The organism is Gemmatimonadota bacterium (assembly GCA_026705765.1).
Classification (GTDB): domain Bacteria; phylum Latescibacterota; class UBA2968; order UBA2968; family UBA2968; genus VXRD01.
The window spans coordinates 1-14,918 of record JAPPAB010000019.1 but is presented as its reverse complement, the minus strand read 5'-3'; the positions used below and the strand labels follow the sequence as shown (position 1 = coordinate 14,918).

General features: G+C 51.6%; 13 protein-coding genes. 3 read left to right on the top strand and 10 right to left on the bottom strand.

The genetic code is table 11. The annotated features are described in order from the left end of the window. On the top strand, window positions 1–1,025 hold a 1,025-nt coding region (locus tag OXH16_02320; GenBank protein ID MCY3680204.1), incomplete at its 5' end, for a hypothetical protein. Between the two features lie 81 nt (window positions 1,026–1,106). On the opposite strand, the gene OXH16_02315 is transcribed toward OXH16_02320, so the two are convergent. From OXH16_02315 to OXH16_02280, 8 genes are all read right to left on the bottom strand, one after another. Then, window positions 1,107–1,865 (bottom strand): DUF5683 domain-containing protein, encoded by a 759-nt coding sequence (locus OXH16_02315; GenBank protein MCY3680203.1) that lies wholly within the window; start codon window positions 1,863–1,865, stop codon window positions 1,107–1,109. Between the two features lie 13 nt (window positions 1,866–1,878). Continuing rightward, a complete protein-coding gene (locus tag OXH16_02310) occupies window positions 1,879–3,432 on the bottom strand; it encodes a hypothetical protein (protein MCY3680202.1) in 1,554 nt (517 codons plus the stop codon). Next, window positions 3,422–6,559, bottom strand: coding sequence for a GWxTD domain-containing protein (locus OXH16_02305; GenBank protein ID MCY3680201.1), 3,138 nt, complete (start codon window positions 6,557–6,559; stop codon window positions 3,422–3,424). The genes OXH16_02310 and OXH16_02305 overlap by 11 nt, the downstream gene beginning before the upstream one ends. 182 nt (window positions 6,560–6,741) lie before the next feature. Beyond that, on the bottom strand, window positions 6,742–6,870 hold the full coding sequence (locus OXH16_02300; protein ID MCY3680200.1) for a hypothetical protein: 129 nt from the start codon (window positions 6,868–6,870) through the stop codon (window positions 6,742–6,744). A 49-nt stretch (window positions 6,871–6,919) separates the two neighbouring features. After that, the gene (locus tag OXH16_02295; GenBank protein MCY3680199.1) at window positions 6,920–7,822 is read right to left on the bottom strand and encodes a M48 family metalloprotease; all 903 of its coding nucleotides are present in this window, start codon (window positions 7,820–7,822) and stop codon (window positions 6,920–6,922) included. Window positions 7,823–8,114: 292 nt separating this feature from the next. Then, on the bottom strand, window positions 8,115–8,747 hold the full coding sequence (locus tag OXH16_02290; protein ID MCY3680198.1) for a class I SAM-dependent methyltransferase: 633 nt from the start codon (window positions 8,745–8,747) through the stop codon (window positions 8,115–8,117). Further along, window positions 8,744–10,144 carry a DEAD/DEAH box helicase family protein gene (locus OXH16_02285; GenBank protein ID MCY3680197.1) on the bottom strand — a complete coding sequence of 467 codons (1,401 nt, stop codon included), beginning with the start codon at window positions 10,142–10,144 and terminating at the stop codon, window positions 8,744–8,746. Before OXH16_02285 ends, OXH16_02290 begins: the two co-directional genes overlap by 4 nt. Before the next feature lie 65 nt (window positions 10,145–10,209). Continuing rightward, entirely contained in the window at window positions 10,210–10,839 is a 630-nt protein-coding gene (locus OXH16_02280) for a hypothetical protein (GenBank protein ID MCY3680196.1), read from the bottom strand. 135 nt (window positions 10,840–10,974) lie between these two features. Here OXH16_02280 and OXH16_02275 point away from each other — a divergent pair, with 135 nt between their 5' ends. Together OXH16_02275 and OXH16_02270 are read left to right on the top strand one after the other, a co-directional pair. After that, the gene (locus OXH16_02275) at window positions 10,975–11,586 is read left to right on the top strand and encodes a TetR/AcrR family transcriptional regulator (protein ID MCY3680195.1); all 612 of its coding nucleotides are present in this window, start codon (window positions 10,975–10,977) and stop codon (window positions 11,584–11,586) included. A 66-nt stretch (window positions 11,587–11,652) separates the two neighbouring features. Further along, on the top strand, window positions 11,653–13,200 hold the full coding sequence (locus OXH16_02270) for an FGGY-family carbohydrate kinase (GenBank protein MCY3680194.1): 1,548 nt from the start codon (window positions 11,653–11,655) through the stop codon (window positions 13,198–13,200). A gap of 3 nt (window positions 13,201–13,203) precedes the next feature. On the opposite strand, the gene OXH16_02265 is transcribed toward OXH16_02270, so the two are convergent. Further along, window positions 13,204–14,526: a carbon-nitrogen hydrolase family protein gene (locus tag OXH16_02265; GenBank protein ID MCY3680193.1), complete on the bottom strand. Its 1,323-nt coding sequence runs from the start codon at window positions 14,524–14,526 to the stop codon at window positions 13,204–13,206. 11 nt (window positions 14,527–14,537) lie between these two features. Next, window positions 14,538–14,918 (bottom strand): hypothetical protein (locus tag OXH16_02260; GenBank protein MCY3680192.1); only part of this gene is annotated, 381 nt, incomplete at its 5' end.

Below are 14,918 nucleotides of genomic sequence, written 5' to 3'. Positions count from 1 at the left end.
CCCGTGGTGAATCTCTACGACCACATCTACGCCATCCGCAACGACCGGGTGATTTTGGCGCTCTGTGTTTTTTCGTTTTTTGGGGATTGTACATCTCTCGCCATCATCTTAAAGCAGTCCTTCTCAAAGCCATCAATCCACAACACCCCATTGACGACAGCCGGGAACTCTTATCTTACCGCACCGCTATTTTGGGGCTGCTTATTGGAACAGTTTTTATTTTTTTCTGGTTGTATCAATCCGGCATGGAGCCCTCAACAATCGCCTTTTACATGGTAGCCACCTTTGTCATTTACGTAGGCATAGCGCGCATCGTAGCGCAAACTGGCATCCTTTTTGTGCAAGCCCCAATCAGCGCACAGGTTTTCACCATTTATTCTCTCGGTGCCCACGCCTTTTCGATGCCCACGATGACATCACTCGCCCTCTCCTACGCACTTACGAACTATATTCGCGGTCTGTTTATGCCCGCGTTGATCCATATCGCCAAACTATCCGAATGGATCAAAGCCGACCACCGCAAACTTTTAGGCGCAGTCTTTTTGGGACTGGTCGTCGGCTGTCTGACGTTTATCTTCTATGTCATTCCCCTGGGTTATGAAAGGGGGGCTTTCAACTTTAATGACATTCCGCTCAAATCGGGTATCAATCGGATCTATCCGGTGATCCTCAGCAAAATTGTCAATCCCTTTGATGCCGACTGGCAAAGACTGGGCTTTTTTGGCGGCGGCGCAGCATTGATGGGATGCCTCACATTCTTACAATATCGCTTCCCCTGGTGGCCCCTGCATCCCATTGGCCTGACTGTTTGCAGCACCAATGTCGCCCGCAGCAATCAGGTCTCTATTTTTATTATTTGGGCATTCAAATTGTTCGTACTGCATTTTGGCGGTGTCTCTGCTTATCGTCGTTTTCAGCCTTTCTTTATTGGCCTGCTTACAGGTTATGGTCTGGGAGTCGCGCTGTCTTTTATTGTCGATGCCCTGTGGTTTTCCGGTCAGGGACATTACGTACACAGGTGGTAAGCAAACGCGCGAAAGACAGTGCCAAATATTAAAAAGCCGACGTAAAACATCGGCTTTTCTTGAAAATCTGCCCTATCTACCTCAAAACGCGATCATCAAACCCATAGGTGCTGGCTCAAAAACTGCGCTATCAAATAGATTCAAAACCCAAATCGCGCCGAGGACACCGATCAGGATATTCACCCGTTTTTCACTGGATTTAACGTCTCGATGACGCGCCTCCCACTCGGTATAGCGCGTCCCATCCTCATTTGGATATCGCTGGTTTACATGTTGAAATATATTCGTCTGATTGTAGTGATCGCGGGCACTCTGAAAATTCCGATACTGAAACTGCAGCGCGACAGACGTACCAACCACTGCACCGAGAAATGCGTATCCCTTTTTCTTGTACCCCCGGTAATACTGTCCCCATCCGGGAAAGACCAAAGACCGCATCGCAGCCGACAAGCGTTTGGTCTTCAGGCGGCGCGCGGCCTCCTCACCGTGCAACAAAGCCCACCAGAACGCGCCCGGATCTGCATTCTCAAAATATCCCCGGTTCAATCGGTTATTCAGAGCAAAAGCCTCTCGAAATGCCCAATCGGCACGCAGAGAGTCCCCCGCTGCAAGATAACAACATCCCAGATCATAAAACAGACGCGCGCGTGAATCTCGATTCATCGGCGTCAGCTTCGGCGAGAGTTGCGCCACACCCGGCACAGCCAACAAATACCCTATCGCACCTCCATAATCACCCTGTTTGTAGCGCGCTTCAGCCTCTTGAACATAAGGCGGAACATCCTGAGCACCTGCAATACCAAAAGCGCAAATAAGCGCCATAAAAATAAAAACTCTCATTTCAATCTTCCCATCAATTCGGATCGGCCTGGACAAAAGGCACCAGAAACGGGGGTGCGCTTTTAAACAGAACAATATGATTTTGTGCATCCCATACATACACACCGCCATCATGAGAGACAGTCAAACCCACAGGATCTAAAACCAGATCATCTATAACACGCCATCGCAATACAGGCTGTCCGTCAGCATTAAAAACCATAATTCGATCCCGAGCCAGTACAAATACAGCCCTGGGACCACTGCCAACCCACACGGCAAAAACACCATCGGACAACACAACCTCTTCCCAAACAGGCTGTGACCCCATGTGGCTTGTATCTGTGCGAAATACCTCTCCCAATGCCGTCACCATCCAGATATCAGGTCCCAAAACCGCAAGACTCTGGATCGCACCTTCAATGCCCGTATCATAAGACCCGCGTTCAATAATGGTATTTACATTAAATGAGAATGCCTTTAACCTCTGTCCAATACCCACCCAAATCGTGCCATCTCGCGCAATCGTTATCGCGGTAGGCAACTCAGAATCCGCAACGCGCCAGTCCTCGTATTGCCAGGGAATCTCATAGATTCTCAACTGAGACGACCGAAACGCAAAAAACTGCACCTCTCTGGTCTCTGACAAAATGCCGCAGAGCAATACAGTGGGAAGAACGCGGATTCCAGCAGAGACCGCGACAACTGAGAGAGATTCCAAGTGCAACCCCGCGCGGTTGGGCACGGACAGTACGCGCGGATCACCCTCATATCCCGTATGATCGACCTCACGTATGGAAATGGCATCAGATGTCGCGAGCAACGCCAGGGCGGGACTTGCAAAAGTAGTAGCGGACGTCAAAGCCACAAACACATTCGGTGCCTCGACAATATTGAAATTGAGTCGCCGTTGATACGGGTATATAAACATCTCGCGACTATCGAGCATCACATCGCGATCCATCGTATTCCGCAAGCGATACGTATATTTGCGGTTGCCCTCTATAATCACATCGGTAAAACTCGCAACTTCGGGATCTTCAGACTGAAAAATCACCTGCTCTGCTGCATCATCTACAGAACGCAACAACTCATAGCGACGGGGAACACCTGCCGCCAAATGCCAGTTGACAGTCGCTGTACCCTCTTCGGGCAAAAACTGGATCGTCTCCAATATCGCACCGGGAATCTGCACCGAGCCTACGGTTGCCCTTGCTGGTTTCTTTTCGGCGGTTTCTGTATGCAGGCTATAACGGTGCTGTTCACCAGCCTGGATATCAAAATGCGCGATCGGCATCATCTTCCACACATCTGCACGGGGGTTCGCTTCCCGCGAAGGCGCAGGCAAATCACGCCAGGGAAATCTGCGCCAGCCATCGCGCTCACTGCGCCAAAAACGATAGCGCGCCACAGGTTCAATACCCAGATATTCCCATTCGAGTACAACCGCATTCTGCGCCTCGTCATATCTCAGATCAAAGGGGACCACAATCCGCGAATTAGCCGGATCAGTAGCGAGATCGCGCCTGGAATCACACCCGACCAACACCAAAAGACACAATAAAAAATATGTGACACTATTGCCCATACCGAAACACAATCTCCTTTGCAACTTGCATACGTGCATTTAAGTCTTCCACGATAATTTTTACCCGATTGCGCCCCTGTTTGGCCTTTGTCAGATCGACAAACTGATAGACCTGCACGCTCGGCTGCGTATCCACCTGTTCAAACGACATCGACACTTCGGGATTGACCTCCTGCCCGGTCAACAGCATTCGCAAACCCTCTACCTGTTCCAGAGCCGCAATCTGAATCGTCACGCGATAGCGCGTCTGTCCAAACGCGTCTGCCACCAGATTATACACCTCAAAATACAACCCCATCTCCTGCCCAACGAGAAACGCGCGCGTAGGCAAAGGCAACACCCGCAAATTCTGTCGGCGAAAAGCATCCTCCACATCCGTCTCGTCAATCTGCGCAGCCAATACCGGATCGCTCATCTGCAATTCCGAATCGCCATAAGACTCAACCGCAAGAACCTGCCGCAACAAACCGACGCGATTGGCACTGACATTCTCCGCCTTCACTGTCAAATGATAAGTACCGGGCGGCACGGGCAAGGTCAACAAATCGGTCAGCATGGCATTCGAATCAGATGGCGTGTCTTTCCGCACAACCGTTCGACGCATGCGAAACGCGCGGTTTGTCACCGAATCATAAAGCGCAATAGCCAACGTCAAATCGCCTCTGCCGATCTTCACCACATCTATCGGCAAACCATAAGCCACATCCACCCGCGTCATGAAATACCCCCCGCGCGCATCGGCCACATCGTAATAAAATTCCAACTCTCGCGTTTGCCACCACGGTCGGTATTGCTCTGGCATCTCGCCCAAAGCCTGCATATAAACCGTTTCCGGTGCATTTTCTTGAATCCTGGCTATGGACCGCATCCCTATCGGCTGGCGCAGCGGAATCGGCGCAAAATTGAAATGCCCCGATCCCATCTCATCCGTAAATGTAATCTCCATCCCCCCACCAATCGTCACATACACCCACGATTCCCAGGGCACGAGACTATTATCTTCACCAGACGTAACCGGCAAATATCCATCACCCATAACATGAGAAGCCACGGCTCTTCTCCCCACCATCATGTCAAACGAATCGGCCATCATCGCGCGCGAACTCCGCACGGGAAACACCGTGCCCACAAGCGCGCCTTCGGATGGGCGCGTGTACAACTGCGCGTACAACTCGTCCTTCACCCGCTGCACCGCAACACTCATCACCCCGGGCGCGCGACCAGACCGCGAGCGATAATCCGGCTCGCCATAGCGCAAATACACCTCACCGCGCCTATCATAGGGATACGCAGACTCTGCGAAATATTGCCGCGCCATCCACACCCGCTGATAGTGTTCTTGCAAACGCTCATTCACTTCTGTCGTCGGATCCAGATCCTTTTGCATCCAGAACCGATCGATAAAATTTTGCTTCTCTGTATCGGGAAGCGCATTATAGACCGCGCGTTGTGCATCTGACAAAATAGGGGTTGGATCGACGTACAACGCCAGCGTTTGTGCATCAATCCGCTCCAAAAACCGATTCCAATACACCGAAGCGCGTTCGTAATCCCCCGCCCGATAAGCCCACTGTGACGCAACAGGCAACAAATCGAGCGCCTCGGGATGGCGTTTCATAAAGGGCAAAATCTGTCGCGCAATCGCCTGCTGATCTTCCATACGCAACAACACAGCCCCCAGCTTTGCCACCGCATTAACATCATCCGGCTCCAGAGACAAATAGCGCGTATAATACGCAGCGGCTGTTGCATTGTCCTGAGACAAAGCGTAAAAATCATCGCGCGAAAACCAGTCTCCCAACAACTGATAGGGTGCGCTATACGTCGAATCAATCTCAATCGCCCGAGACGCCATATCCACGCACTGATCCGTACCGATATCAAAATACACCGACGCCATCTGGTAATACAAATCTGCGCGCGTCGTATCCGCCTCTATAGCGCGATAAAAATACGAAACCGCGCGCTGTCGAAGGGCTGGGCGTCGCGCATAAACCCGTCCCAATCCCTCATAAGATAGCACCTGGCTATCCTCAAAAGATTCCGCCTTCAAAAATGCCTCTTCAGCATCGCTCAAAAGCCCGCGTTCCAACGCGACCATCCCCCGATTCACCCAGCCCGGTCCATCTTGTGGCTCTGGCTGATTAGCCCAGGCATCTGTCTGAGTGCCCGATTTAACCTTTGCCAATCCCGCGATCAGATCTGTGGCAATCGTCTGCGACAAATCGTCAAACCGATCCTTGCGCCAGACGCGCCGACCATTGGCACTGCCCGCCCACAAAATACGACCAGAAGACGTATCAATCAGCCGCAGTGCAACCCCTACAGCATTAATCGCATTATCCTTGCCAGTCGCCATCAAACTACCGCATAAAACAGCATCTGCCCTATGCGCCAACAACTTCCGATCCGCAGCACTCAGACGCGTACCTATGGGCTGTGACATATCCAGTCCATCAAACAATCCATCACCTACCATACCCTCCCTGATCAACCGCTCATACCCGCCCACCAGCGCTTTTTGCGAAGTGTGCAAAGGCGCGAATACCGCCTGCAACGGCCACTCATCTGACCGCATCATCATGCCGTGCCGATTGGCTTCCTGAAACCCGAGTTGCGACATCAAATTGCCCAGTGCAATCTCTCCTATATCGCGCTGGGCATAGATCCACTGCCATTCGACATCATCTCGCGCTTTGCCCATCCAAATAGGTTCTCCAGTGTCCAGATCCACAATCCGCACATGCAATGTGCGCGTCCCGGCATCAGAAACAAATCCGATCAACGCCCGATCCGCGCGAGCCGCTGTTTTCAACAAAAATAAATCATAGTCTTTCAACGCCTGTTTGGTCTCCAATATCCTCTCCATCCGATCCTGTGGAATCGTATCAGGCTCCACCAGTTCAAACCAGCGCCCCTGATAGGCGGGAATATCCCGATAGCGCATCAACTCATCCACCAATCGATCAGCCATAAAAATTCCGTAATCAGAGTCTTTCTCTGAAAGTAGTGGAAACACCGCCAGACGGGGAACCGCTTCGCGCTGCGGCAAATCCTCACACTTCACAGCAGAAGAAAACACGAGCAATAAAATTGAAAGAAGATATCTCATTGTATTTTGCATCATGGCATCTCGGTCTTAATAATTGAAAAATTTTCAGCCTATCGGACAGTCAATCCCTCTTACCGCGATCTTGCCATTCTCAGTTCTTTTATTTTTTTGAATGATTTTATGCGAAATAATTAGCATATAAGTTTCAAAAAAATAGCCAATTAAAAACTCGTTGTCAAGATTAGAGCGCGATATAATCAGCAGTATTTTTGATGCCCAGAATGAATGCACACTTCATCAACCTCCACGCGCACGACCTGAAGACCCTCCTCGCGCAGTTTTGGCAACACCGATTCCAGTGCTGCCTCAAACGATGTAGCTTCCACAGTGCAATTCGCAATCGGTGTTCCGGATTGTATAATATTTGCAACCGCTTTAAGTAATTATAATACGCCGCGGACCGATTGGCCTGCTCGCTGGTAAAACGGGCGCAGATGGAAAAGGTCTTGTGCGATCACTGATTTCACAGAGCGCACGAACCCGTTCCTCTGTGGGCGGATGTGTGCGAAGCCAGCGCGGACCAGTCCTGGCATCAGATGTATAAATAAATCGAAAACGGCGTTGCAGGCGGGAAAGGTAACGATTTGCCTGTTCCAATTTGATCAGGGCATTGCCCAGGCCACCGGGATCACCAGTGAGCATGGCAGCATCGCGATCCGCGAGAAATTCTCGCGTACGCATCAGGGTTGCATGCAGAAAGATGGCGCCATAAGGCGCAATACTGGTGAGCAAGATCAAAGGGATCAGATTTGTACCAATGCTTAACCACGCGCCAGAGAGGAAAAGTAGGAAGACCAGAATGCCAAATAAAGTCGAAAGAAAAGATATAGCTCGCACAAATAGTCCAGCAGAAAGATTTAACAGGCTATCGCGGTTTTTGAGATGTGCAAATTCGTGTGCAAGAACACCTGCAATCTCACGTCTATCGAGCAATCTCAGCAATCCTGAACTGAGTGCCACAACGCCATTGCCAACGCCAAGCGCAAAGGCATTGGGCATGTCCGAAGGATATATCGCAAGGCTGGGCGTCGAAATATTTGCCCGCGCGGCAAGGGCTTCGGAAATGCGGTACAACTCGGGCATTTCCCATTCTGAAATAGGACGTGCGCGGTGAAAGGAGAGTATCATTCGCGCAGATCCACTCAGAGAAAACAGGTTAAATATGAGACTACCAGCGATAATGAGCACAACGCCGGTCCAGCCAAAAAGGGAATAACCCACGAGGGCAAACAGCCCCACGATGCCGGCGAGTATGGCGAGGGATTGGAAGCGATACATTGTAAATCTCCAGAGGATGGTGAATAATTTTAGACCTTACCGAGATGAGAGTATCCCAAAGGTCACCACCCCAAAATTATGCAAATATCGTACCTGAAATACCAACACGAATAAGATATTGATAATAAAAAATTTATATTCTGAAGTATGAAAAAAAGTATAGAGGCGAATGCCAATATGACGGACCGAAATGGCAAGAGGTAAAAACGGCAGGACGAAATGTCGGGATTTTTGCCTGTACAAAAAAACGGCAGTGGACCTTATGTCCACTGCCGTTTTTTCATTACAACTTTCAGGACAGTTTAATGGCAATGAGGTGAGATTTTTGCAGAGGCAGAATACACGTCAGATAATCGGGCGTCTCATCCAGGCGGCTCTTAAAAGTGGCCCAATCCGGATCCATGTACCATTGTTCGACCGCAGACCATCCATCGACAAAAAGGAAAGCCCCTGATCTCAGACGGCTTTCCAGCATATCGAACATAGGCGCAAAAGCGTGCAGCCCAAAGTCAACAAAAACGAAATCCACGCAATCGGGAAGGGCTGCGATAAAGGCATTACCAGTACCGGTGTGGCACTCTACCAGGTGGTTCAGACCAGCAGCTCGCAAATTGCCCTGAGCCGCCGCAGTTTTTTCGGACATCTGGTCCAGGGTGAAAACGCGGCCTCCCGTGTGCTGGGCTGCCGCGGCCAGATGCAAAGTGGAATAGCCGTGTGAAGTGCCAAACTCGACCAGCGTCCTCGCCCGTTGGTGAACCGCGGTAAGACACAGATACTGTGCCACCTCTGGACTGGCAGCCTTGAGGCGCAGCGGATCGGTAGAGCCAGCGCGGCGCTCCTCCTGGTCGCGGCTGTGAAGGTGATCGATAAGCACCCGTTGGGCTGAGGTAAAGAGATCTTCGATATGCACAGAATTCCCTTTCAAAACATCTCGCGTTGCTTCCCATCGTACGCATCGTGTTGCCTGCGGCGGCGAGAAATTCGGTCTTCGACTGTATTGCGAGAGATCACTTCGTAGAGAATGGCGTGTTTGCCTTCGCGACGACGCAAAATGCGCCCCAATCGCAGGACGTGCTCGCGGATAGTACTCGTGCCCGAAAGCACAACTGCTACATTGGCTTCAGGTACGTTGACCCCTTCGTTGAGCACGCGAGAAGTCACAAGCGCGAGAATATCGCCCTCATTAAAAGCTTTGAGGATTTCCCTGCGCTCCTTCGTGCGGGTCTGGTGCGTAATGGCGGGAATGAGAAATTGTTCTGAAATCGTATAAACAGTTTCGTTGTCATTGGTGAAAATGAGCATGCGGTCACGCGGGTGTTTTTTCAGCAGATCTTCCAGCACGCGCAACTTAGCGGTTGTACCCAGAGCGATTTTTCGATAGCGACGATAGGCGAGCATCGCCCTTCGGCCGTCGCTGGAACGCGCTGAGAGGCGCACGAAATTTTGCCATCCAGAGGCACTGCCCAACCGCAGATTCTTGGACTCCAGAAAAGCACTGAATTGCGAACGCGCAGTTTCGTATTCGACGCGCTCCTCGGCTACCATATCGACTTCTATGCGCTCTGTATTGTACTCAGAAAGATAATCGCCAGACAGATCGCGAATGCCCTTTTCATAAACGGTTGGACCCACGAGATCGCGCAGCATAAGATGGCGACCATCGGGACGTTCGAGCGTGGCTGTAAGCCCCAGGCGATAGGGGGCAATAGAAAGTTCTGCACCGTGGGAATAGGATTCGCCGGGCAGGTGATGGACCTCGTCAAAAACCAGAAAACCAAAGCGATTGCCGTAGCGGTCCATGTGCATATACGCACTGTCGTAAGTCGTTACAGTGAGGTCTTCAAGCTCGTGATATCCCCCTCCCAGGATACCGATATCGCATGAAAAGGCATCTTTGAGCAAGTCATACCACTGATTCATAAGATCAATCGTAGGCGCGACAACAAGCGTACTGCGACCAACTTCAGCAATACCCATCAGAGCCAGAAGTGACTTGCCCGACCCCGTGGGCAGAACAACCACGCCGCGATATTGGTTTGATTGCCAGGCATCAAAGGCTTCAGCCTGATGCGGATGTGGGGTGTGTTCTCGGTTGAAATTGAGTTTGAGACGATTGTAGCGCGGGACCACATTTTTTATGCCAACACCCCGATCCTGTAATGCTTCTACAACATCGCGATACCGATGCGCCTGAGCGCGCCAGCGTCCCACGCGGCTATCCCATATAAACGGAGATGGCGGTTCATAGTCCGCTGGCGGATCCAGAAGAACGAGCGTGCCATCGTCGAACACGAGGCGCATGTTGGGAGGTGGAGATGGCAAGATCAGTACCTCGGAGGATAGGACTGGCAGGAGGTGAGAACCAATCCCCAGTCCCTCATCTTTAACTACGGTCTCGCCAACCGAATGGCGTGATCAGCGGCGGTGAGATAGGAAAACGATTCGTCGAGAAAGGCTTTGAGAAGTGTGTCTGCATTCAAGTCTGATGTATCGATCTGAAATTTCTGTTTAAAAAATGACTTGCGAAATTCTTCTTGAAATGCCTCCTGGACCTCTTCGATATCCGATTCGGGCACAATCGGAAAATCGTGTGGATCGTCCTTCATGCGCTGTTTGATAACCTCGGGACTGGCCGTGAGATGTACCAGAATAATATCTTTGGGCATGTCTTTTTCCCATGCCTGGGGATTTTCGACCGGGCGCGCAAGATCGGGATAATAATAGCGTTGGCCGTACACCATTTCCTCAATGTGAAAACCCGTGAGCAAGACGTGCTGGTAATTGTGTACCAGACGCACGTGATAAGCGATCTGAAACCGCTGAAAACGCTCTTTGATGGGCGATGGCACTTCGTTCATAGCCTTTTGATCTGCGGGATTTGTAAGGGTTTGCTGATCGGGAACGGAAAAGTGATCGTCCATGTGATGGCGAATACCGCGCTCCATGCCCCATTTTTGAATGGCTTGAACCAGCGTGGTTTTGCCCGTGTATTCCGTGCCAATTGCGATGACGCGCATGTGAAGCTCCTTATTGAAAAGTCGGTGTGGATAGACTATATTTAGTTTCAGAACAGCCCATATTATCAATTTACAAAATTTAAAGCAAAACAAAAAACGACGCAGACTTATCGAATCTATCGTAAAAGGCATATCATGGGACGCACGAGCGATGCAAAAGAGCGGCTGATACAGGCTGCGATGGATTTGTTTTTAACGCGCAGTTATACCGACGTGGGCGTACAGGAATTGTGCAAAACTGCTGGGATAAAAAAAGGGAGCTTTTACCACTTCTTTGAGACCAAACAAGACCTGGTACTGGCTTCATTAGATCAATGGTGGGAGATTACACGGGAGACCGCCTGGGAGCGGGCATTTTCATCAGAACGACCACCCCTGGAGCGGATTTCGCGTTTTTTTGAACTGGTCTATGAGCAAAACTGCCAATTTTACGAGCAGCACAAACAACTTTGCGGATGTCCGTTTGGCAACCTCGCCGTGGAAATGAGCGCGCACGAGCCGCTGATCCGCCATAAAATTGATCGCATCTTTGAGGATGTAATCGGCCGGTTACAAAGAACACTCGACGAAGCAGTAGAAGCCAGTGATCTGTCCCCCATGGACACGCGGGAAACAGCGCTGGCATTGTGGGCGTATTACGAAGGTATTTTGATACTGGCCAAAGCGCGGCAAGACCTGGATCTATTAAAACGGCTGGGACAGCGTGCCGTGCGATTTTTGCAAGTATCGCGGCGACATGTGGCGTGAGTATATCATGACCCTTTCGAAATAATATCCAAATGCCCGGTTATTTATGAATCATAAGGAGTATCCATGAGCAACCTCTATCTCGGGCTTGACGCCAGCACGCAGAGCTTGAGTGCTATTATCATAGACATCGACACCCGCAAAGTCGTGTACGACATTTCACTGAACTACGACGAAACGCTACCGCATTATGGCACTCAAAATGGCGTCCTCGACCACCTCGACCCCAAAATTGTTCACTCCCCACCTCTCATGTGGGCGGAAGCCCTCGATGTGCTTTTTGACAAAATGAAAACCGAGGGTATAACCCTCGGCAATATCCGGGCCATCTCTGGCTCGGGACAACAACACGGCTCTGTCTATCTCAAAACCGCGGATACCTTATCCAATCTCAACCCATCAAAATCCCTCGTAGAAAACCTCGGCGATATATTCTCCCGCGACACATCTCCCATCTGGATGGACTCCTCTACCCGCGCCGAATGCGATGAAATTTGCGACGCCCTCGGCGGTCTTCAAGCCACAGCCAGCGCCACGGGATCCACCACCTTTGAGCGCTTCACAGGCCCACAGATCCGCAAATTCTACAAAACACAACCCGATGCTTATAACAACACCGCACACATCATGCTCGTCTCTTCCTTCATGGCCTCTCTGATCGCGGGCAAAGTTGCCCCCATCGATCACGGCGATGGCGCAGGCATGAACCTGATGGACATTCAGACCCGAACCTATCATGCCGCCGCGCTCGACGCCACAGCCCCCGACCTATCCCACCGCCTGCCTCCGCTCGCAGAATCCCGCGCAATTATCGGCACTGTGAACCCCTACTTTGTCGATAAATACGGCGTCAACCCCAATGCACAGGCACTCGTCTGGTCGGGTGACAATCCCAACAGCGTCATCGGCCTCGGTCTTATCCGCGAGGGCCTCGTCGCCATCTCACTCGGCACCAGCGACACCTACTTTGGCACAATGAAAAATTGCCAGACCGACCCACGCGGCGAAGGTCACGTCTTTGTCTCACCCACTGGCGACTACATGACCCTCATCTGTTTCAAAAACGGCTCCCTCGCCCGCGAAGCCGTACGCCAATCTCATGGTCTGGACTGGGACGGTTTTTCCCATGCACTCCAATCCACCCCTCCGGGAAATAATGGCAAAATCCTGCTCCCCTATTTTGAACCCGAAATCGTGCCCAATGTCCTCAAACCCGGCGTACACCGTTTTGACCTCGACGAACAGGACGCCGATGGCAATTGCCGCGCAGTCGTCGAGGCACAAATGATGTCCATGCGCATTCACTCAGAATGGATGGGCGTGCGTCCTTCAGCCATCTACGTCACAGGCGGGGCATCGGTCAATCCCGAAATTCTCCAGATCATGGCCGACGTGCAAAACTGCCCCGTTCACCAATTTGAAGTCACCAACAGCGCAGCCCTCGGCGCAGCCCTCCGCGCAGCGCATGCGTACCTCAATACCACCTGGGAAGACATCAGCAAGGGCATCGCCGAACCCATATCCGGCTCCGTCGTCAACCCAACCGACCCCGCAGTATATGACGAACTGGTCAAAAAATATGCCGAATGCGAGCAAATCGCGCTCGGCATATAATCCTCAATACGCCTCAGTTTTCAAGGTCCCTGCGTTCTTTTCATCGACAAAAGCGCGATAGGTATGTGGTCGTCGCTGCATCCAGTTAATCCCGCGAAAGCACCCGCGACTCTTTGGTCTGAATCCATCCACGAGATTCACCTCCGCGGCCACAAACCGTTCACTGCCATCATTCCATGCCAGCACATGCCCGGTGCGATCAATAATACAACTGCCCTCCGCGCGATTTACCGCCACCACCATACACAACTGATTGTCCAGCGCCCGCGTCTGCATAATCCCGCGAAAGCGCTCGGGATCCCACGTATGATCTTCTGGATGCCACGCGCGGTGATCGCCCATAATTGGCAACAACAAAAAGTCCGCGCCGTTTAACCCGATCATCCGCGATGACTCCGCCGCCGAAGAATCCATACATATATTGCACCCAATCCGTCCAATCTCTGTATCAAATACAGGAAAATCATCACCCGGCAAAATACCCGAATCCATCTCGCCACCCACCGCCAGATGCACCTTGCGATATTTGCCATCCACGCCGCCATCGGGCGCGAACAACACGGCTGTATTGTGAACGGCATCGCCATCTCGTTCAATCACACCCAACAGCACATATACGCCATAATCGCGCGCAACATCCGCAAATGGCTCCGCCTCGGGGCCCGGCACGGGCACTGCCAGTTCCAATGGACTCCCTTTAATCCCGTATTGCAATGCGATCTCGGGCAACACAATCAAATCGGGTTTTTCTTTTTCACATATCTCCCGGCACAAAGACAAATAAAGATCGACATTGTCCTGAATCGACTCAAACCGCCGGTCTCGATCTTCTCTCCGTCCCGTCGCGACACAAATTTTCACGGACTTGTATGATTCTGCCACTTCCGTCGCGACCACTTTGGGCAACTGCCATTCGGATGATCCCACAACCGACCAGCGAAACGTATAGCGCACGGTCAGATGTTCGGCATCTTCCGGAGCAGTGAGACGCCGCGAAAATTGCACGGTATCCCCATTCCACTCGGGAAGGAGATAATCCCAGGACAGAACTTCGCCGCGCCGCCCACTGTCCCGATCCAGGTGGCCCCAATACGCCTCACAGCGCAACACATCGCGTGCCGTATCCACATCTTGAAACTGCGACTGGGCAACGATCTCATATATCTTGCCGGCCTCCACACCCGAATACGCGATCTGCCATCCGCCAATACAGGTGCGCGTCCCATTTGCGGCAATTGCCAGCGTATCCCCACTGCGTTCTGTCAACGGCGCAGCGGTCGGATGCGGCGCCCAGGGTTCAATAGACTCAAGCTGTAACTCTGACATAGTCTGATCCTTTAACTTTCAGTTTGCACGATTTTCTTAATCTGCGGATAGGATGCTGTTGCAATTAGCTCCTGTGTCTCGGGCAACAACCGTTCGACAATTTCATCGGGAAATTCATTTAGCGGCATCACAAACTGCGGCATGTACCGCAGTGTCAAAAATCGCCGGTCGCGATCCCTTGGCTTCCAACTCAGCGCACCATGCGTTACCATCTCTGAAATCATCACCACATCGCCCGCTTTGGGAATCACATTTAATACCCCCGGCGGAACATCATAGGAAACATAATCCGGATTATACCCACCTTCGGGCGTCCGGCTACCCGGATAAAAGAACCCCTCTGGACGTTCAAACTCGCTCTTGTGTGAACCCGGTAGAATAATCAAACCACC